Here is an 18,441-nt window from a genome sequence, read left to right as displayed (position 1 = left end):
TTTTACCCCTGGCAAGCCCTTTCTGCAAATTTCTCGAAAATATTTCGTCACGAACGCTCGGGCCGGTTGGCGTCTCAACGAGTGATCGCAGTTTGCGCGCTCCCGGTATGATGACGCCCACACCTGTTGCGCGGCGGTCGCGCAACATTTCCTGGACATTCGAAGATGGACGAAAACGCAGTCCGCGAATTGCTGGACCGGCTGCTGGCCCCGTGGGTCCGCTCGCTCGGTCTGGTCCCCGTAACGATCGCCGACGACAGCATCACGCTGCGCTTGCCCTTTTCCGGCGAATTCCGTCATTCCGGCGGCGTGATCTGCGGCCAGGTGTTCACGGCCGCCGCCGATACCGCGATGGTGGTGGCCATCTCGTCCGCGCTCGGCGAGTTCCGGCCGATGACGACCGTCTCGCTCAACACGAACTTCATGCGGCCGGTGCGCAAGGGCGACGTGCTCATCACCGCGCGCGTGCTGCGGATGGGGCGCAACCTGGTGTTCGGCGAGGTCGAGCTGTTCGACGAGGACGGCAAGATGGCCGTCCATGCGACGTCGACCTACGCGCTCGTCAGCTGAGCGGCGCGCGATGTTCGACCAGATTGTGTTCGCGGGCGGCGGCAACCGCTGCTGGTGGCAGGCCGGCTTCTGGGACGTTGCGCAGCCGGCGCTCGCGCTGCGGCCGCGCGTGATCGCCGGGATCTCGGCCGGCGCCGCGACCGCGTGCATGCTGTATACGCGCGACGCGGCATGGGTGATGCGCTATTACGAGGAGGCGCTGCGCCACAACCGGAAGAACGCGTACTGGGGCAACCTGTTCGGCCGCGAGCCGGTGTTTCCGCACTACCGGATCTACCGGCAGGCGCTGCTCGACATCTACGGCGAACCGTTCGCGAAGCTCGCCGACGCGCCCGAGATCCGCATCGGCGTGTCGCACGTGCCGCGCTGGCTCGGTGCGCGCAGCGCGGTCGCGGTGGGTCTCGTCGCGTACAACATCGAGAAATACGTGCGCAAGACGCTGCACCCGACGCTCGGCCGCGCGCTCGGTTTCCGGCCGGAATTCGTGCGCGCGCAGGACTGCGCGCGCGTCGAGGATCTCGCCGACCTGATCCTGCAGTCGTCATGCACGCCGCCGTTCACGCCGGTTCTGCGCCGCGACGGCCGGCCGGTGCTCGACGGCGGGATGGTCGACAACGTGCCGGTCGGCGCGCTCGACGCGTCGCCGGGCCGCGTGCTGGTGCTCGTCACCCGGCTGTATCCGCGGCCGCAGATGTTCACGGTCGCGCACGGCGAACAGCAGCGCCTCTACGTGCAGCCGTCGAGCAAGGTGCCGATTTCGAGCTGGGACTATACGAGCCCGTCGCAGATGCGGCATGCGTACGATCTCGGCCGGCGCGACGGCGAGCACTTCCTCACGCGCATCGACGCGATGACGGGCGGGCGCGCCGCCGCCTGACGGTTGGCTGGCGGTTCAGGGGCGGGCGCGGCCGGGGCCGGTCAGCGCTTGCGGATCGGCGTCAGCGCTTCCGGGTTGGCGACGTTCGACATGTCGCCCTGGTCGAACGCGAGGATATTCTTGAACGCCGCGCTGAAATACAGCTCGTAGCTTTCGCGCTCGACGTAGCCGATGTGCGGCGTGCAGATCACGTTCTCCATCCGCAGCAGGCTGTAGCCCTGCAGGATCGGCTCGCTCTCGAACACGTCGATCGCGACCATCCCCGGACGGTTGTGCGACAGCGCGTTGACGAGCGCATTTTCCTCGAGCAGCTCGGCGCGGCTCGTGTTGACGAGCAGCGAGGTCGGCTTCATCCGCATCAGGTCGTCCTGCTTGACGATGCCGCGCGTGTCGTCGTGCAGGCGCAGGTGCAGCGACAGCACGTCGCTCTGCTCGAACAGCGCCTCGCGGCTGTCGGCCGCGGCATAGCCGTCTGCGCGCGCTGCCTCGAGCGAATGCTCGCGGCCCCAGACCAGCACGTTCATCCCGAACGCCTTGCCATAGCCGGCGACGATCCGGCCGATCTTGCCGTAGCCCCAGATCCCGAGCGTCTGGCCGCGCAGCACCTGGCCGAGGCCGAAGTTCGGCGGCATCGCCGACGTCTTCAGGCCCGACTGCTGCCACGCGCCCTGCTTCAGGTTCGCGACGTACTGCGGAATCCGGCGCTGGGCGGCCATGATCAGCGCCCAGGTCAGCTCGGCGGGCGCGATCGGCGAGCCCGACCCTTCGAGCACCGCGATGCCGCGCTCGGTGCAGGCCTCGAGATCGATATGGGTCCCGATGCGGCCGGTCTGGCTGATCATGCGCAGATGCGGCAACTTGGCTAGCAGTTGCGACGAAATCGGGGTGCGTTCGCGAATCAGCACGAGCGCCTCGACTTCCGCCAGGCGGCTCGCGAGTTGTCCCAGGCCGCGCACCGTGTTGTTGAAGACCTTCACGTCGTGGTCGGCGAGCATCTGGAAGCAATTCAGCTTGCGGACGGCGTCCTGGTAGTCGTCGAGGATGGCAATTTTCATGGTTTGCGGGAGTCGCGCGTTGAAAGCAGGGGCGGCGGCGCGCGGTCGCGCCTCGTCCCGCCCGGCCGGGGCCGACATGATGCAATGTCGAGCGGCCTCATGGTGTCTTTTTAACAGGTTGTTACGCCCTGCCGCAATTGGCGTCAGCCTGCTCCGGCGCCGTGTTTGCGCCGCCCGGCCGGCCCCCGATGCCGTGCCGCATCAAATACGTCCTTCCTGAATCCGTCGCTTGGGCGACGAGGTTCACCCAATTGTTGCTCCAATCAGAATAATTAGGTCATTTTTCCGGCAGCGGCGAGGATGTTTGACTGTTTTTGTCGGCTACAGGGGGCTTGTTGAGCAACTCTGCATCAATTCCGCTGTCGTAGGAGAATTACGCATTTGCTTCATCTTTTTGAAGCGGTAACAGCGGCAGGAGTCGTTTATGGATCATTTGCAGTCGATGCGAGTGTTCGTCAAGGTTGCGGATCTCGGAAGTTTCGCGCGGGCCGCAAGTGCAATGGATATCTCCAACGCGGTCGCGACCCGTCACGTCGCCGATCTGGAAGGCCGTCTCGGCACGCGCCTGCTCAATCGCACCACGCGCAGCCTTTCGCTGACGGAGTCCGGCCAGGTGTATCTGGAGCGCGCGCGCCAGATTCTGGACGAACTCGAAGACGTCGAGCAGATGGTCGTCGCCCGTAACCACGAGCCGGTCGGCACGCTGCGCATCGTTGCGCCGGTCGTGTTCGGCCTGCATAACCTCGCGCCGGTGCTGCAGACCTATACCGAGCAGTTTCCGAAAGTGGTGCCGGATCTGACGCTGGTCGACCGGCAGGTCGACCTGGTCGAGGAAGGCTTCGACGTCGGCATCGTGGTGACGCGCCAGATGCGCAGCGCGAGCATCGTGACGCGGCGGCTGACCACCGGCTGCATGACCGTCTGCGCGACGCCGAGCTATCTGGAAAAGCACGGCGTGCCGACGCATCCGGAACATCTCGCCGAGCATCCGAGCCTGAGCCTGCCGAGCGAATACTGGGGCGACGACCGGGTGTTCACGGGGCCGGACGGCGAAGTGCGGGTGCGGCCGACCAACGTGGTCGTCGCGAACAACACCGCGATGCTGCGCCAGTTTGCGCTGCTCGGGATGGGCGTCGCGATCCTGCCGAGCTACCTGATCGGCAGCGACATCGCGCGCGGCGCGCTCGTGCGGCTGCTGCCGGATTTCCGGCTGCCGCAGGTCGAGATCAACATCGCGTACCCGAGCCGCCGCCACCTGCCGGCGAAGGTGCGCACGTTCATCGACCACCTTGTCGAGCATTTCAGCCATTCGACCGATGCGATGATGGGCGAGCAGTGGGCGGCGCAGGGCGTCGCGCCGGCGCCGATCGGCGTCGAGATGCGCCCCGAGCGGCCGGATGCGGTCGATTCGAAGGTTTCGTCGCGCCTGCCGCGCTCGCCGCGGTCGCGGGTTGCCGTGCCGTCGCCGCTGTAACGCGGGGGCGGGGCGGCGATCGAATCGCCGCGCAATGAAAAAACGCGGATCGATCGCTCGATCCGCGTTTTTTGTTGGCGGGCCCGGCGCCGGGTGCGCCGGGCGGCAAGCCCTTACGAGCCGGTCTTGCGCGTCGTCGTCTTGCGCGCGGCGGTCTTGCGGGCCGGCGCCGGCTTCTCGTCGGCGCCTTCCGTCACGGTTTCGGCTTCCTTCGTCGCCGATTTCGCCGTCTTCTTCGCCGCTGCCGCCTTCGGCTCCTTCTTCTCGAACTCGAAGCCGATCTTGCCGTCCGGCTGCTTCACGAGGTACGCCTTGAAGTTGCGGCCGGTGCGCGACGACTTGAAGTTCGGCAGCAGGTCGGTGCGGCCGTCGGCGAGCAGCTTGCCCATCTGCTCCCGAGTGATTTCCTGCTGCAGGATCACCTTGCCCGAGCGGAAGTCGCAGGTCTTCGGGTTGGCGACCGAGTGCTCGCACACGTAGCTCATCCCGTGCTCGAACACGCGACCCTTGCACTTCGGACAGGCGCCGACCGGCTCCTGCGCGGAGAAGTCCGGCGCCTCGCCTTCCTCGCCGCCCTGGTCCTGGCCGAAATCGAACTCCAGTTTGTAGTTCTTCGTCTCGTCGTCGAGCGAGAGCTTCAGGATTGCCGAGAACGGCCGCCCCATCTTGCTGCGGAAACCGGACAGCGGGCCGATTTCCTTCTTCTGCAGCAGCTCCTCGACTTCCGCGATCTCGAACTGCCGGCTGCCCGGAATCTTCGAGATCGAGAACTCGCACTTCGTGCACGCGAAGCGCCGGTAGTTTTCCTTCACCTGGCCGCCACAGTTCGGGCACGGCGTCTCGAGCGTCGCGTAATCGCCGGGGATCGTGTCGGAATCGTATTCCTTCGCGCGCTTGACGATCTGCTGCGTCATGCGGGCGATTTCCTGCATGAACGCGTCGCGCGCGAGGTGCCCGCGCTCCATCTGCGACAGCTTGTATTCCCATTCGCCGGTGAGCTCCGGCGCGGTCAGTTCCTTCACGCCGAGCCCGCGCAGCAGGGTCATCAGCTGGAACGCCTTCGCGGTCGGGATCAGCTCGCGGCCTTCGCGCACGAGGTATTTCTCGCCGAGCAGCCCTTCGATGATCGCCGCGCGCGTGGCCGGCGTGCCGAGCCCCTTCGCGGCCATCGCCTCGCGCAGCTCGTCGTCCTCGACCAGCTTGCCCGCGCCTTCCATCGCGGAGAGCAGCGTCGCTTCCGAGTAGCGTGCCGGCGGTTTCGTCACGAGCGCCACTGCGGCGATCTCGTCCGTCTTCACCTTCTCGTCCTTCTGCACCGGCACGAGGTTCGCGTCCGCGCCTTCGGCGTCGCGGCCGTACACCTGCAGCCAGCCCGGCTCGACGAGCACCTTGCCCTCGGTCTTGAAGTGATGGCCGGCCACCTCGGTGATCCGGGTCGTGACCTTGTATTCCGCGGCAGGGAAGAACACGGCGAGGAAGCGCTTCACGACGAGGTCGTAGAGCTTCTGTTCCGGCTCGGACAGCGATTTCGGCGCCTGCAGCGTCGGGATGATCGCGAAGTGGTCGCTGATCTTCGAGTTGTCGAAGATCCGCTTGTTCGGCTTCACCCAGCCCTTGTCGAGCACCTGCTTCGCATGCGGCAGGTAGTTGTGGCTCTCCTTGAGCATCTCCATCGTCGACTTGACCGTCGCGATGTAGTCTTCCGGCAGCGCGCGCGCGTCGGTACGCGGGTAGGTCAGCACCTTGTGCTTTTCGTACAGCGCCTGTGCGAGACCGAGCGTGTTCTTCGCGGAGAAGCCGAAGCGGCTGTTGGCTTCGCGCTGCAGGCTCGTCAGGTCGAACAGCAGCGGCGACAGCTGCGTCGACGGCTTCGATTCCTCGCTGACGGTGCCGATCTGGTCGCGGCAGGCCGCGACGATCGTCTCGGCGGCAGGCGGGCTCCAGAGCCGCGAGTCGCGCCTTTCCGGATCGAATTCGTCGCGCTTGAATTTCGGGTCGTACCACTTGCCTTCGTAGAAGCCGCCCGCGCACGCGAACGCCGCCTTCACTTCCCAGTAGTCGCGCGGGACGAAACGGCGGATTTTCTCTTCACGTTCGACGACGATCGACAAGGTTGGCGTCTGAACCCGGCCGACCGTGGTCAGGAAGAAGCCGCCGCCCTTGCTGTTGAACGCGGTCATCGCGCGGGTGCCGTTGATCCCGACGAGCCAGTCGGCTTCCGAGCGGCAGCGGGCCGCGTCGGCGAGCGGCTGCATGTCGGAGTCGCTGCGCAGGTGCGCGAAGCCGTCGCGGATCGCCTGCGGGGTCATCGACTGCAGCCACAGGCGCTGGACCGGCTGCTTCGCCTTCGCGTGCTGCGCGATCAGGCGGAAGATCAGCTCCCCTTCGCGCCCCGCGTCGCATGCGTTGATCAGGCGGTCGACGTCCTTGCGCTTCATCAGCTTGGTCAGCACCTTGAGGCGCGACTCGCTCTTGGCGATCGGGTTCAGGTCGAAATGCGGCGGAATGACGGGCAGGTGCGCGAAGCTCCACTTGCCGCGCTTGACCTCGTACTCTTCCGGGGCCGCGATTTCGAGCAGGTGGCCGACAGCGGACGACAAGACGTACTCGTCGCTCTCGAAGTATTCGTCATGCTTCGTAAAGCCACCCAAAGCGCGCGCGATGTCGTTCGCGACAGAAGGCTTTTCCGCAATGATCAGAGCTTTGGACATGACTGTGTGTGTGGTAGACCGGGTTTGCCGGTTGTGGGTCCCTTTTACGACGGCTTTATAGCACACGGCGCCGCGACGGCGGCTCGGCGTGCAAAAAGCGGCTCATCATAGTGGGGGGCCGTGACGGCGGCAAGCGTGCGGCGCAGCAGGACACGCTTTCGCGCGAAATACCGTGGCACCGGCACTCGGTTCAGGCCTCGACGTTCAGGATGTTGCGCAATTTCGGTGCATGCGGCACGCCCGGCAGGGCGGTCAGGTCGGACAGCATCCGCTCGACGATGGCCGCGTGCGGGAGCACCGTGCCGAAGAAGCGCGCGGCGTTGGCATCCTCGATCAGGATCGTCGGGAAATTCTCGACGTCGAGGTCGTCGAGCCTGTCGGCATGCGCTTCGATGTCGATCCACGCGAAGCAGGCTTCGGGATGCGCGTCGGCGAGCTGATTGAAGGCGATGCGGTATTCGCGGCAGGTGCCGCACCAATCGGCGCACAGGCAGGCGACGAGCAGCGTGTCGGGATGGCGGAGGCGCTCGGCGATCCGATCCGCGTCGGTGTCGAGATTCAGCGCAGGCATGGGTTTCCTTGCATGAAGTCGGCGGGCGGCGCAGCCGCCCCTATGCGGGGGAATGTAGCACGCCGTGCGCAAGCTGCGGCGCGGCGGGGCCGCCGAGCCGGACGAAGCGGCCGCCCGGCAGGCTCGCGACGCGGCCGGCCAGTTCGAGCGCGAGGAGCGCCCGGTGCAGCGCGTCGTCGGACAGGCCGCTGCGCTCGGCCAGCCATTCGTAGGTAACGGGGCCATATCCTAGCGCGGCGAGGACGGCCTGCTCGGCCGCGTCGCCGGATGTCGCCGCTGCCTGCACAGCATCACCCGGCGATTCCGTGCTCAGCCCATATTCGTCGAGGACGTCCTCGGGCGTCGCGGTGAGCTTCGCGCCGTCGCGGATCAGCGCGTGGCAGCCTTGCGCAAGCGGCGCGTGGATCGAGCCCGGCATCGCGAACACGTCGCGGCCCAATTCGTTCGCGAGCCGCGCGGTGATCAGCGAGCCGGAACGCGGCGCGGCCTCCACGACGAGCGCGCCGCTCGCCAGGGCGGCGATCAGCCGGTTGCGTTGCGGGAAGTGCGCGGCGCGGGCCGGCGTGCCGAGCGGCCACTCGGAGACGATGGCGCCGTGCGCGGCGATCTCGTGCGCGAGCGTGCGGTGCCGCGCCGGATAGACGAGATCGGCGCCGGTGCCGATCACCGCGATCGTGCTCGAGCGGCCGTCCAGCCCGCCCCGGTGCGCGGCGCCGTCGATGCCGAGCGCCAGCCCGGAGACGATCGCGAGCCCGGCGTCCGACAGGATGCGTGCGAAGCGCGTCGCATCCGCGAGGCCCTGCGGCGTGGCGTGCCGGCTGCCGACGATCGCGATCCCGCGCGCGTGCAGCAGCGCGACGCGCCCCTTTACATATAGCAGCGGCGGCGGGTCGTGCAGGTCGCGCAGCCGCGGCGGATAGGCGGGATCGCCGAGCGGGACGATGCAGTTGCCGGGCGCGTCGCGCCACGCGAGCGCCGCAGCGGCCCGTGCGTCCAGGTCGGCACGCTCGCTCGCGCGCACGGCCTGCGCCGCCGCCGGGCTGCTCGCGGCGGCGATCGCGTCGTCCGGCGCGTCGATGAGCGCGCGCGGCGAGCCGAACGCGTCGAGCAGCACGCGCAGAACCGCGGGCGTCAATCCGGGCGCTTCGGCGAGCTGCAGCCAGGCGCGCAGCGCGGCGGCGCTCAGCGGGTGCGGCGACATGAGGAAACCGTCGAATGCGACCGCCAGCGAGACGCGTGTCGCCATGTTAAAATTTTCATCATCCGAAATAATCCGATGAGGCTGCGCGCAGGCGCGCGGCCGGTTGCAGGTCGCGTGATCCGCGGGCGTTGATTCGCCACGCATCCGCCTCATCTTCGTTGCATCCTCGCGGCTGGACCAGTCGGCCGGATGGCCGAAGCGAACCGCCGATTTACCGATTACCGAACGCCATGGCTTTGCTGAACATCATTCATTACCCCGACAAGCGGCTGCACAAGGTCGCCAAGCCCGTCGACAAGGTCGACGACCGGATCCGCAAGCTCGTCGCCGACATGGCGGAAACCATGTACGCCGCGCCGGGCATCGGCCTTGCCGCGACGCAGGTCGACGTGCACGAGCGCGTGATCGTGATCGACATCTCGGAAGACAAGAGCGAGCTGCGCGCATTCATCAACCCCGAGCTCGTGTGGTCGAGCGACGCGAAGCAGGTCTACGAGGAAGGCTGCCTGTCGGTGCCGGGCGTCTATGACGAAGTCGAGCGTCCGGATCGCGTGCGCGTGCGCGCGCTCGACGAAAAGGGCGAGACGTTCGAGCTCGACTGCGAAGGCCTGCTGGCCGTGTGCATCCAGCACGAGATGGATCACCTGATGGGCCGCGTGTTCGTCGAATACCTGTCGCCGCTCAAGCAAAGCCGCATCAAGTCGAAGATGAAGAAACTCGAACGCGCGATGTGACGCGTGTTCGCCCTGCCTGACCCCGATCCGTTGTCATGACACATTCGTTGCGCGTCATTTTCGCCGGCACGCCGGAATTCGCCGCGGCTGCGCTCGCCGCGATCCACGAGGCCGGCTTTCCCGTGCCGCTCGTCCTCACGCAGCCCGACCGCCCCGCCGGGCGCGGAATGAAGCTGCAGGCGAGCGCCGTGAAGCGCTATGCCGTCGAGCACGGCATGCCCGTCGCGCAGCCTTCGTCGCTGCGCCGCGCGGGCAAGTACCCGGCCGAGGCGGCCGAAGCGATCGAGCTGCTGCGCGAGACCCCGCACGACGTGATGGTGGTTGCCGCATACGGCCTGCTGCTGCCGCAGGAGGTGCTCGACATCCCGCGCCACGGCTGCATCAACATCCACGCGTCGCTGCTGCCGCGCTGGCGCGGCGCCGCGCCGATCCATCGCGCGATCGAGGCGGGCGACGCTCAGACGGGCGTCACGCTGATGCAGATGGACGCCGGGCTGGACACCGGCGCGATGCTGCACGACGCGCGCGTCATGATCACACCCGACGACACGACCGCGACGCTGCACGACCGGCTCGCCGCGGAAGGCGCGCGCCTCATCGTCGACGCGCTGGTTCAGCTTGAGCGGACCGGCAGCCTGCCGGCGGCGCCGCAGCCGGCCGACGGCGTGACGTACGCGGAGAAGATCGGCAAGCACGAGGCCGCGCTCGACTGGCGCGAGCCCGCGGACGTGCTGGCGCGCCGGGTGCGCGCGTTCGATCCGTTCCCGGGCGGCGTCGCGACGCTCGACGGCGCGGCGCTCAAGCTGTGGGCGGCGGCGCCCGTGGACGCGCGCGGCGACGCGGCGCCGGGGACGATCGTCGACGCGGGCCCGGACGGCGTGATCGTTGCGTGCGGCAGCGGCGCACTGTGCGTCACGCAGCTGCAGAAACCGGGCGGCAAGCGGCTGCCGGCGCGCGAATTCCTGGCCGGCGCGCCGCTGGCCGCGGGCCAGCGGTTCACGCTTCCCGACGCATCATGAGCGTCATTCGACACGGCTTGCCGGCGGCGCGCAATCGGCCGAACGGCCGAGTCGCAACGCACGGCGCGCGCGCGTAGAATTTCCTTGCGCTTTCCCGGCTCCGAGGTTTCCATGCTTGGCATCACCCATTTCGGCTTCTTTCTCCTGGCGGTGTTCCTGCTGAACGTCACGCCGGGGCCCGACACCGCGTACATCATCGGCCGCAGCGTCGCGCAAGGCCGCGGCGCGGGGCTGATGTCCGCGCTCGGCATCTCCGCCGGCTGCTGCGTGCACGCGCTCGCCTGCGCGTTCGGCCTGACCGCGGTGCTGGCCGCGTCGGCCACGGCGTTCACGGTGATCAAGCTGGTGGGCGCGGCCTACCTGATCTACCTGGGCGTGCGGATGATCCTCGCGAAGCCGGCGGCCGGGGCCCACACGGCGCAGGCTGCGCCGGTCGCGGCCGCCAAGCCGTTGCGCCAGCTGTTCATGCAGGGCTTCTGGACGAACGTGCTGAACCCCAAGGTCGTGCTGTTCTTCGTGTCGTTCTTCCCGCAGTTCGTGTCGGCGGACAGCGCGCACAAGGCGCTGGCGTTCCTGACCCTCGGCGCGGTGTTCGTCGTGATGAGCACGATCTGGAACAGCCTGCTCGCGTGGGTCGCGGGCAGCGTGACGCGCCGTTTTTCCGGCAAGCCGGGCGTGAAGAAGTGGCTCGACCGCACGGTCGGCAGCGCGTTCGTCGGGCTCGGCCTCAGGCTTGCGACTTCGCAGCGCTGAGATTGAATTTTTCCAATACGCACTTATCTAACAGATCGCTTACAATTTTTTCGCCGCGCCCTCTTGAGGCATCCGGCGGGTGCTGCATTCGGATAAGGAGTGGACGTATGTTCAATTGGGTCAAAACCGCGATGCTGATGGCCGCGATCACGGCCCTGTTCATCGTGATCGGCGGGATGATCGGCGGTTCGCGCGGCATGACGATCGCGCTGCTGTTCGCGCTCGGCATGAATTTCTTCTCGTACTGGTTCTCCGACAAGATGGTGCTGCGCATGTACAACGCGCAGGAAGTCGACGAGAACACGGCGCCGCAGTTCTACCGGATGGTGCGCGAGCTGGCCACGCGCGCGAACCTGCCGATGCCGCGCGTGTACCTGATCAACGAAGACGCGCCGAACGCGTTCGCGACGGGCCGCAACCCCGAGCACGCAGCCGTCGCGGCGACGACCGGCATCCTGCGCGTGCTGTCGGAGCGCGAGATGCGCGGCGTGATGGCGCACGAGCTCGCGCACGTGAAGCACCGCGACATCCTGATCTCGACGATCACCGCGACGATGGCGGGCGCGATCTCGGCGCTCGCGAATTTCGCGATGTTCTTCGGCGGGCGTGACGAGAACGGCCGTCCGGCCAATCCGATCGCGGGCATTGCGGTCGCGCTGCTCGCGCCGATCGCCGGCGCGCTGATCCAGATGGCGATCTCGCGGGCGCGCGAGTTCGAGGCGGACCGCGGCGGCGCGCAGATTTCCGGCGATCCGCAGGCGCTCGCGTCGGCGCTCGACAAGATCCATCGCTACGCGGCGGGCATCCCGTTCCCGGCGGCCGAGGAGCATCCGGCCACCGCGCAGATGATGATCATGAACCCGCTGCACGGCGGCGGCCTGCAGAACCTGTTCTCGACGCACCCGGCCACCGAGGAGCGCATCGCGCGCCTGATGGAAATGGCGCGCACGGGCCGTTTCGACTAAGCCTCCCTGTCGCCTCGTGCGTGGCCACTGGACGCGCACGCTCGACCTCACCCCGCATGCGTTGCGCTGCGGGGTGTTCCATTGGTGCGTCCCGAAAAGGGGCGTGCATGCTCCCACGCTACAATGCGCGGTTTGGGATCGCGGCGGCCACGCAGCCGCCGCGGCTCCCGTTGCTTGCCGACGCCTCGATCCGATGACACGAAACCGCACCTCCGCCAAACCTTCGTCCGGCCGCCTGGCTCGCCTGTCCGCACTGCATCTTGCGCCCGAGTCGCTCGGCTTCGCGCTCGATGCGGCCGCGCAGGCGGTCGATGCGGTGCGCCGCGGCAACGCGCTGCCGGCCGCGCTGGCGATGGTGTTTGCGGGGATGCCGTCCGGCGCGCAGGCGCTGGCGCGCGGCGCGACGCAGGACGTCGCCTACCGGACGATGCGCCGCCTCGGCAGCGCCGACTGGCTGATTGGCCGACTCGTCGGCAAGGCGCCGCCCGCGCATGTCCATGCCATCCTCGCGTGCGCGATCGCGCTGCTGCTCGATGAAGGCGACGCCGCCGCGTATCCGGCATTTACCGTCGTCGACCAGGCCGTGACCGCGATCGGCGCGCGTCGCGAAGTTGTGTTCGCGAAAGGGATGGTCAACGCGGTGCTGCGGCGTTTCCTGCGCGAGCGCGATGCGCAGGTCGCGGCGATGCGGGACGATCCGGTCGCGCGCTGGAACTACCGTGCGTGGTGGCGCGACGCGGTACAGGCCGCGTGGCCCGACGGCTGGCAGGCGATTCTCGCGGCCGGCGACCGTCCCGGTCCGCTGACGCTGCGCGTGAATGCGCGTCGCACGACCGTCGACGCGTATCTCGACACGCTGCGCACGCACGGCATCGACGCGGCCGCGATCGGCAAGCATGCGGTGCGGCTCGCCACGCCGCTGCCGGTCGAACGAATTCCGGGCTTCGCCGACGGCGTCGTCTCCGTCCAGGACGCGGGCGCGCAGCTCGCCGCCGAATGGCTCGGCGCGGCCGACGGGATGCGCGTGCTCGACGCCTGTGCAGCGCCCGGCGGCAAGACCGGGCATATCCTCGAGCTCGCCGACGCGGAAGTCGTTGCGCTCGAAAGCGACGCCACCCGCGCGACGCGCATCGGCGAGAATCTCGCGCGGCTGTCGCTGGTCGCGGACGTGCGCGTCGGCGACGCGGGCGCGCCCGGCGAATGGCATGACGGCCGGCCGTTCGACCGCATCCTCGCCGACGTGCCGTGCTCGGCGTCCGGCATCGTGCGCCGTCATCCCGACATTCGCTGGCTGCGCCGCGAGGCCGACATTCCGGCGCTCGTCGCCGAGCAGCGCCGCATCCTGTCGGCGCTGTGGCCGCTCGTGAAGCCGGGCGGCGAACTGCTGTACGTGACCTGTTCGATCTTTCCGGAAGAGGGCGAGCTGCAGGCGCGCTGGTTTGAAGCGGCCAGTGAAGATGCGGTACGATTGGACGCGCCCGGCCAGCTGCTGCCGCGCGCCGCCTCGGGCGGGGCGCAGGCAGGCGCGGCCGGTCCCGACCAGAACACCGATCACGACGGATTCTTCTACGCGCGGTTTCAGAAACGGTGACGATCAAACACCTTTTTCCACTTCGGCTCGCGGCCGTGCTGATGGTCGCGCTGGCCCTGTGCCTCGCAGTCGCGAGGCCGGCGCGCGCCGAATCGATCGCCGTGCAGCGCGCGTCGCTGCAGTCCGACGGCAGCGGCTGGAGCCTCGACGCCCGCTTCGACTTCGAGCTGAATTCGAACCTCGAGGACGCCGTCAACAAGGGCATCCCGCTTTACTTCACGACCGATTTCGAGCTGGGCCGCGCGCGCTGGTACTGGTTCGACGAACAGCCGGTGTCGGTGTCGCAGACGATCCGCCTGTCGTTCCAGCCGCTCACGCGCGAATACCGCGTATCGACGGGCGGCCTGCAGCTCGGCTTCGGCACGCTGAAGGACGCGCTCGCGGTCATCAAGCACGTCACGTCGTGGCACGTGATCGACCGGAACCAGGTGCATCAGGGCGAAACCTACACGGCCTCGGTGCGGATGCAGCTCGATACGGCGCTGATGCCGAAGCCGTTCCAGGTCGACGCGGTGAACAACCGCGACTGGACGCTCGGGTCGGACTGGAAGCGCTTTACCTTCACGGTGACCGAACGTGCTAAATAAAGTGCGCCGCGCGGCCAGCGGGAGGAGCCTGCTCGTGCGCGTGATCGTTTCTACCGTTGCACTCACCGCGCTGCTGCTGCTCGTGCTGCTGGCGGCCGCGAGCGCGAACACCGAATTCTTCGACCGCTACTACTCGTGGCTTTACGCGACCAACATCGTCGTCGCGCTGGTGTTCCTGCTCGTCGTGCTCGGCCTGATCGGCATGATCGTCGTGCGTCTGAGGAAGGGCAAGTTCGGCACGCGGCTGCTCGCGAAGCTCGCGGTATTCTTCGCGCTCGTCGGCGTCGTGCCGGGCGGCATCATCTACATCGTGTCGTACCAGTTCGTGTCGCGCAGCATCGAATCGTGGTTCGACGTGAACGTCGAAACCGCACTGACCGCCGGCCTCAACCTCGGCCGCGGGATGCTCGACGCGTCGCTGTCCGACCTGCAGACGAAGGCGCGCCTGATGTCCGACCAGCTCGCGAGCGCCGATACGAACACGAACGGCACGACGCTCACGCTGCTGCGCCTGCGCGACCAGTTCGGCGTGCAGGACGCGACGATCGTCGAGCCCGGCCGCAGCGGCCCGGGCGCCGCGCCCGACCTGCACATCGTCGCGCAGGCGTCGGGCAATTTCGCGGCACTGATCCCGGACGACCTGCCGACGCCGCTGATGCTGAACCAGGCGCGCGAACGCGGCGTGTACGCGGCGATCGAGGGCGAGGTCGACGGCGATCCGCATGCGCACGGCGCGAAGGGCGCGCTGCGGCTGCGCGTCGTGCGGCCCATCCCGGATGCGTCCATGTCGCTGCTGCAGCCGGCCGAGCGCTTCCTGCAGCTCACGCAGCCGGTGCCGCCGACGCTCGCGCACAACGCGGACGCCGTGCAGCGCGCGTATCGCGAATACCAGGAAAAGGCGCTTGGCCGCACGGGCCTGCGCAAGATGTACATCGGCACGCTGACGCTCGCGCTGTTCCTCGCGACCTTCATCGCGATGATGCTCGCGCTCGCGCTCGGCCAGCAGCTCGCGCGGCCGCTGTTCCTGCTCGCGCAGGGGACGAAGGAAGTCGCGGAAGGCGACTACACGCCCAAGCGCGAGATCAAGTCGCGCGACGAGCTCGGCTTCCTCACGCAGGCGTTCAACGCGATGACCCGCCAGCTGTCCGAGGCGCGGCTCGCGGTCGAGAACAACCGCATCGCGCTCGAGCATTCGAAGACCTATCTCGAGAGCATCCTCGCGAACCTGACCGCGGGCGTGTTCGTGCTCGACCGCCAGTTCCGGCTGACGACCGCGAACCGCGGCGCCGAGCGGATCTTCCGGCAGCCGTTCGATGCGCTGATCGGCACGACGCTCGACCAGGTCGGCGTCGTCGCGGAATTCGGCGCGATGGTGCGCAAGGCGTTCGCCGATCGCGAGGCGGCGTCCGACGGCGGCAGCGGCGATCATGGCCATTGGCAGCAGCAGTTCGCGGTCGAAGTGCCGGGCGAAGCCGATCCGCTGACGCTGCTCGTGCGCGGCACGCGTCTCGTGTTGACAGTGGAAGGACAGGCGGACGATCCGCAGACGTCCGGCTACGTCGTCGTGTTCGACGACATCTCCGACGTGATTTCCGCGCAGCGTTCGGTTGCGTGGGGCGAAGTCGCGCGGCGGCTCGCGCACGAGATCAAGAACCCGCTGACGCCGATCCAGCTGTCGGCGGAGCGGCTGCAGATGAAGCTGTCCGACAAGCTCGCGCCGACCGATGCGGACGTGCTGAAGCGCGGCGCGACGATGATCGTCAACCAGGTTGCGGCGATGAAGCGGATGGTCGACGATTTCCGCGAATATGCGCGCACGCCGCCGGCGGTGCTCGCGAACCTGCAGCTCAACGAACTGGTGAGCGAGGTGCTCGGACTCTACGGCGTCGGCGAAGGCAAGAGCACGATCGTCGTCGAGCTCGCGCCGCTGCCGGTGATTCGCGGCGACGCGACGCAACTGCGCCAGGTGATCCACAACCTGCTGCAGAATGCGCAGGATTCGGTTGCGGAAGTCGCGCAGCCGCGTGTGTTGATCGAAACCAAGACAGTAGAATATGGCGATCCCGACACCGAGGGCAAAACGCGTGTCGCGGTTCGCCTGACCGTGTCCGACAACGGCCCGGGTTTTCCGGCGCGCATCCTGACCCGCGCGTTCGAGCCTTACGTGACGACGAAGGCGAAGGGCACGGGCCTCGGGCTGGCTACGGTGAAGAAGATCGTCGACGAGCACGGCGCGCGGATCGATCTGCGCAATCGCATGCACGGCGAGGCCGTCGAGGGTGCGCAGGTGTCGATCCTGTTCCTGCAGCTGGCGAGCGATGCGCCGGACGCCGAGCGTGGCGTGCAGGGCGGGACGGCCTCCGGAAGGCCCGCCCCCGGAAGGCCGGCCCCCGCAAAGACAAAAGCAAGTGTGCAGACAAAGGCAGCGTAAATGGCAACCATCCTGGTGGTAGATGATGAAATGGGCATCCGGGAATTGCTCTCGGAGATCCTCAGCGACGAAGGACATGTCGTCGAGGCGGCGGAGAACGCGCAGGCCGCGCGTGACTACCGCCTGAATCAGACGCCCGATCTCGTGCTGCTCGATATCTGGATGCCCGATACCGACGGCGTCACGCTGCTCAAGGAATGGGCGGCGCAGGGGCTGCTGACGATGCCCGTGATCATGATGTCCGGGCATGCGACGATCGATACGGCCGTCGAGGCGACGAAGATCGGCGCACTCGATTTCCTCGAGAAGCCGATCGCGTTGCAGAAGCTGCTGAAGGCGGTCGAGCACGGGCTCGCGCGCGGCGCGGCGCCGGCGACCGTCAACGCGGTGGCGAAGGCGGGAGCAGGGCCGGCTGCGGGGCCCGCGATGATCGCGTCCGCGGCCGCGTTGCCGACGCTCGGCGACGACATGGCCGCGACGCTCGGCCTCGCGGGGCAGACGGCGGCGATTCCGTTCGACATCCCGTTGCGCGAGGCGCGCGACGCGTTCGAGCGCGCGTACTTCGAGTATCACCTCGCGCGCGAGAACGGCAGCATGACGCGCGTCGCGGAGAAGACGGGCCTCGAGCGCACGCACCTGTATCGCAAGCTCAAGCAGCTCGGCGTCGAGCTCGGCAAGAAGCCGCCGGAAGGCCTCGTGTAAAAAACTTCACGAAAGTCCTTGCGCAACGCCAGATACCTCGATATACTTTCTCTTCTTCGTTGGCCCGGTAGCTCAGTTGGTAGAGCAGCGGATTGAAAATCCGCGTGTCGATGGTTCGATTCCGTCCCAGGCCACCAGCATTTCGAACCCCAAGAATCGCCAGATTCTTGGGGTTTTTCGTTTGTGGTGGCGCGCGTGTCCGGCGGCATTCACGGTGACGTGATAAAATCCGTGCCCGCTCAATGACTTAGCGCGTCGCTTCGCGTGCATTGCGAAGCGGGCGGTCCGGCATCGCGCCGGTGTGCGGCGCCGATGCCGCTCGATGGGCAGCATAAGCATCCGTCGTCCTTGACGCAGGCGGCCCCGCCTATACTGGTCGAGCCGCCTGGCGACAGCCGGTCGCAGCGCGGCGCGAGCCTACACATTCACGGAGTATCACGGTGATTCGGACAGACGCTAAAGACGGCGCGCTCGTGTTGTTTTCCGGCGGACAGGACTCGGCCACGTGCGTGGCCTGGGCCCTCGAACGCTATCAGACGGTCGAGACCCTCGGCTTCGACTACGGCCAGCGCCATCGCGTCGAGCTGGAGTGTCGCGAAGGCGTGCGCGACGCGCTGAAGCGCCAGTTTCCCGCGTGGGCGGGCCGGCTCGGCGACGATCACATGATCGACCTGTCGGTGCTCGGCGCGATCAGCGACACCGCGATGACGCGCGCGATCGAGATCGAGACGTCGGCGAACGGCCTGCCGAACACGTTCGTGCCGGGCCGCAACCTGCTGTTCATGACGATCGCCGCGGCGATCGCCTACCGCCGCGGGCTGCGCGTGCTGGTCGGCGGGATGTGCGAGACCGACTTCTCGGGCTATCCGGACTGCCGCGACGACACGATGAAGGCGCTGCAGGTCGCGCTGAACCTCGGGATGGACACGCGCATCGTGCTCGAGACGCCGCTGATGTGGCTCGACAAGGCGCAGACCTGGCAGCTCGCCGAGCAGCTCGGCGGCCAGGCGCTCGTCGAGCTGATCCGCGTCGAGACGCATACGTGCTACGTCGGCGAACGGGCGGAGCTGCACGACTGGGGCTTCGGCTGCGGCGAATGCCCGGCGTGCAAGCTGCGCAAGCGCGGCTACGAGGCCTACCTGAAGGGCGAGCGCGTGACCGAAGCGCCGCTGTGACGCCCGCGCGCCGGCGGCGCACAAT

16 protein-coding genes and 1 tRNA gene are annotated in these 18,441 nt (G+C 67.8%); 13 read left to right on the top strand and 4 right to left on the bottom strand.

The features are described from left to right. The first annotated feature begins 165 nt into the window (after positions 1-165). The gene (locus tag ACFIMZ_RS18760) at positions 166-570 is read left to right on the top strand and encodes a PaaI family thioesterase (RefSeq protein ID WP_431820830.1); all 405 of its coding nucleotides are present in this window, start codon (positions 166-168) and stop codon (positions 568-570) included. Positions 571-580: 10 nt separating this feature from the next. Then, positions 581-1,447, top strand: coding sequence for a patatin-like phospholipase family protein (locus ACFIMZ_RS18755; RefSeq protein ID WP_431820829.1), 867 nt, complete (start codon positions 581-583; stop codon positions 1,445-1,447). A 41-nt stretch (positions 1,448-1,488) separates the two neighbouring features. Here the strand turns inward: ACFIMZ_RS18755 and ACFIMZ_RS18750 are convergent, their stop codons facing one another. After that, positions 1,489-2,502, bottom strand: coding sequence for a D-2-hydroxyacid dehydrogenase family protein (locus tag ACFIMZ_RS18750; protein WP_431820828.1), 1,014 nt, complete (start codon positions 2,500-2,502; stop codon positions 1,489-1,491). A 424-nt stretch (positions 2,503-2,926) separates the two neighbouring features. On the opposite strand from ACFIMZ_RS18750, the gene ACFIMZ_RS18745 reads away from it, so the two are divergent. After that, complete coding sequence (locus tag ACFIMZ_RS18745) at positions 2,927-3,976, top strand: LysR family transcriptional regulator (RefSeq protein WP_431820827.1); 1,050 nt, start codon at positions 2,927-2,929, stop codon at positions 3,974-3,976. A 113-nt stretch (positions 3,977-4,089) separates the two neighbouring features. On the opposite strand, the gene ACFIMZ_RS18740 is transcribed toward ACFIMZ_RS18745, so the two are convergent. From ACFIMZ_RS18740 to dprA, 3 genes are all read right to left on the bottom strand, one after another. After that, a complete protein-coding gene (locus ACFIMZ_RS18740) occupies positions 4,090-6,687 on the bottom strand; it encodes a DNA topoisomerase III (RefSeq protein WP_431820826.1) in 2,598 nt (865 codons plus the stop codon). 190 nt (positions 6,688-6,877) lie between these two features. Continuing rightward, positions 6,878-7,258 (bottom strand): thioredoxin family protein, encoded by a 381-nt coding sequence (locus ACFIMZ_RS18735; RefSeq protein ID WP_431820825.1) that lies wholly within the window; start codon positions 7,256-7,258, stop codon positions 6,878-6,880. Between the two features lie 40 nt (positions 7,259-7,298). Further along, positions 7,299-8,504: a DNA-processing protein DprA gene (gene dprA / locus ACFIMZ_RS18730; protein ID WP_431820824.1), complete on the bottom strand. Its 1,206-nt coding sequence runs from the start codon at positions 8,502-8,504 to the stop codon at positions 7,299-7,301. Positions 8,505-8,689: 185 nt separating this feature from the next. Between dprA and def the strand changes: the two genes are divergently transcribed. The 10 genes from def (at position 8,690) to queC (ending at position 18,416) form a co-directional block, all read left to right on the top strand. Then, the gene (gene def / locus ACFIMZ_RS18725) at positions 8,690-9,193 is read left to right on the top strand and encodes a peptide deformylase (RefSeq protein ID WP_010090310.1); all 504 of its coding nucleotides are present in this window, start codon (positions 8,690-8,692) and stop codon (positions 9,191-9,193) included. A gap of 35 nt (positions 9,194-9,228) precedes the next feature. After that, a complete protein-coding gene (gene fmt, locus ACFIMZ_RS18720; protein ID WP_431820823.1) occupies positions 9,229-10,212 on the top strand; it encodes a methionyl-tRNA formyltransferase in 984 nt (327 codons plus the stop codon). A 111-nt stretch (positions 10,213-10,323) separates the two neighbouring features. After that, positions 10,324-10,965: a LysE family translocator gene (locus ACFIMZ_RS18715; RefSeq protein ID WP_431820822.1), complete on the top strand. Its 642-nt coding sequence runs from the start codon at positions 10,324-10,326 to the stop codon at positions 10,963-10,965. A 107-nt stretch (positions 10,966-11,072) separates the two neighbouring features. Further along, on the top strand, positions 11,073-11,930 hold the full coding sequence (htpX, locus tag ACFIMZ_RS18710) for a zinc metalloprotease HtpX (protein ID WP_321873644.1): 858 nt from the start codon (positions 11,073-11,075) through the stop codon (positions 11,928-11,930). A gap of 193 nt (positions 11,931-12,123) precedes the next feature. Next, a complete protein-coding gene (gene rsmB, locus ACFIMZ_RS18705) occupies positions 12,124-13,521 on the top strand; it encodes a 16S rRNA (cytosine(967)-C(5))-methyltransferase RsmB (RefSeq protein WP_431820821.1) in 1,398 nt (465 codons plus the stop codon). Next, positions 13,518-14,108: a DUF4390 domain-containing protein gene (locus ACFIMZ_RS18700; RefSeq protein WP_431820820.1), complete on the top strand. Its 591-nt coding sequence runs from the start codon at positions 13,518-13,520 to the stop codon at positions 14,106-14,108. The genes rsmB and ACFIMZ_RS18700 overlap by 4 nt, the downstream gene beginning before the upstream one ends. Next, complete coding sequence (esaS, locus tag ACFIMZ_RS18695) at positions 14,098-16,539, top strand: sensor histidine kinase EsaS (RefSeq protein ID WP_431820819.1); 2,442 nt, start codon at positions 14,098-14,100, stop codon at positions 16,537-16,539. Before ACFIMZ_RS18700 ends, esaS begins: the two co-directional genes overlap by 11 nt. Next, a complete protein-coding gene (gene esaR / locus ACFIMZ_RS18690; RefSeq protein ID WP_431820818.1) occupies positions 16,540-17,241 on the top strand; it encodes a response regulator transcription factor EsaR in 702 nt (233 codons plus the stop codon). A 61-nt stretch (positions 17,242-17,302) separates the two neighbouring features. Further along, a tRNA-Phe gene (locus ACFIMZ_RS18685) sits at positions 17,303-17,378 on the top strand. Between the two features lie 303 nt (positions 17,379-17,681). Beyond that, a complete protein-coding gene (gene queC / locus ACFIMZ_RS18680; protein WP_042586588.1) occupies positions 17,682-18,416 on the top strand; it encodes a 7-cyano-7-deazaguanine synthase QueC in 735 nt (244 codons plus the stop codon). Positions 18,417-18,441 lie beyond the last annotated feature (25 nt).

The organism is Burkholderia sp. F1 (assembly GCF_050813845.1).
Lineage (GTDB): Bacteria > Pseudomonadota > Gammaproteobacteria > Burkholderiales > Burkholderiaceae > Burkholderia > Burkholderia ubonensis.
This window is presented reverse-complemented; position numbering and strand designations above follow the sequence as displayed.

Excerpts from the sequence above, each read along its gene's own strand:
- ACFIMZ_RS18760 (WP_431820830.1), top strand. The coding sequence starts at position 166 with ATGGACGAAAACGCAGTCCGCGAATTGCTGGACCGGCTGCTGGCCCCG.
- ACFIMZ_RS18755 (WP_431820829.1), top strand. The coding sequence starts at position 581 with ATGTTCGACCAGATTGTGTTCGCGGGCGGCGGCAACCGCTGCTGGTGG.
- ACFIMZ_RS18750 (WP_431820828.1), bottom strand. The coding sequence starts at position 2,502 with ATGAAAATTGCCATCCTCGACGACTACCAGGACGCCGTCCGCAAGCTG.
- ACFIMZ_RS18745 (WP_431820827.1), top strand. The coding sequence starts at position 2,927 with ATGGATCATTTGCAGTCGATGCGAGTGTTCGTCAAGGTTGCGGATCTC.
- ACFIMZ_RS18740 (WP_431820826.1), bottom strand. The coding sequence starts at position 6,687 with ATGTCCAAAGCTCTGATCATTGCGGAAAAGCCTTCTGTCGCGAACGAC.
- ACFIMZ_RS18735 (WP_431820825.1), bottom strand. The coding sequence starts at position 7,258 with ATGCCTGCGCTGAATCTCGACACCGACGCGGATCGGATCGCCGAGCGC.
- dprA (WP_431820824.1), bottom strand. The coding sequence starts at position 8,504 with ATGGCGACACGCGTCTCGCTGGCGGTCGCATTCGACGGTTTCCTCATG.
- def (WP_010090310.1), top strand. The coding sequence starts at position 8,690 with ATGGCTTTGCTGAACATCATTCATTACCCCGACAAGCGGCTGCACAAG.
- fmt (WP_431820823.1), top strand. The coding sequence starts at position 9,229 with ATGACACATTCGTTGCGCGTCATTTTCGCCGGCACGCCGGAATTCGCC.
- ACFIMZ_RS18715 (WP_431820822.1), top strand. The coding sequence starts at position 10,324 with ATGCTTGGCATCACCCATTTCGGCTTCTTTCTCCTGGCGGTGTTCCTG.
- htpX (WP_321873644.1), top strand. The coding sequence starts at position 11,073 with ATGTTCAATTGGGTCAAAACCGCGATGCTGATGGCCGCGATCACGGCC.
- rsmB (WP_431820821.1), top strand. The coding sequence starts at position 12,124 with ATGACACGAAACCGCACCTCCGCCAAACCTTCGTCCGGCCGCCTGGCT.
- esaR (WP_431820818.1), top strand. The coding sequence starts at position 16,540 with ATGGCAACCATCCTGGTGGTAGATGATGAAATGGGCATCCGGGAATTG.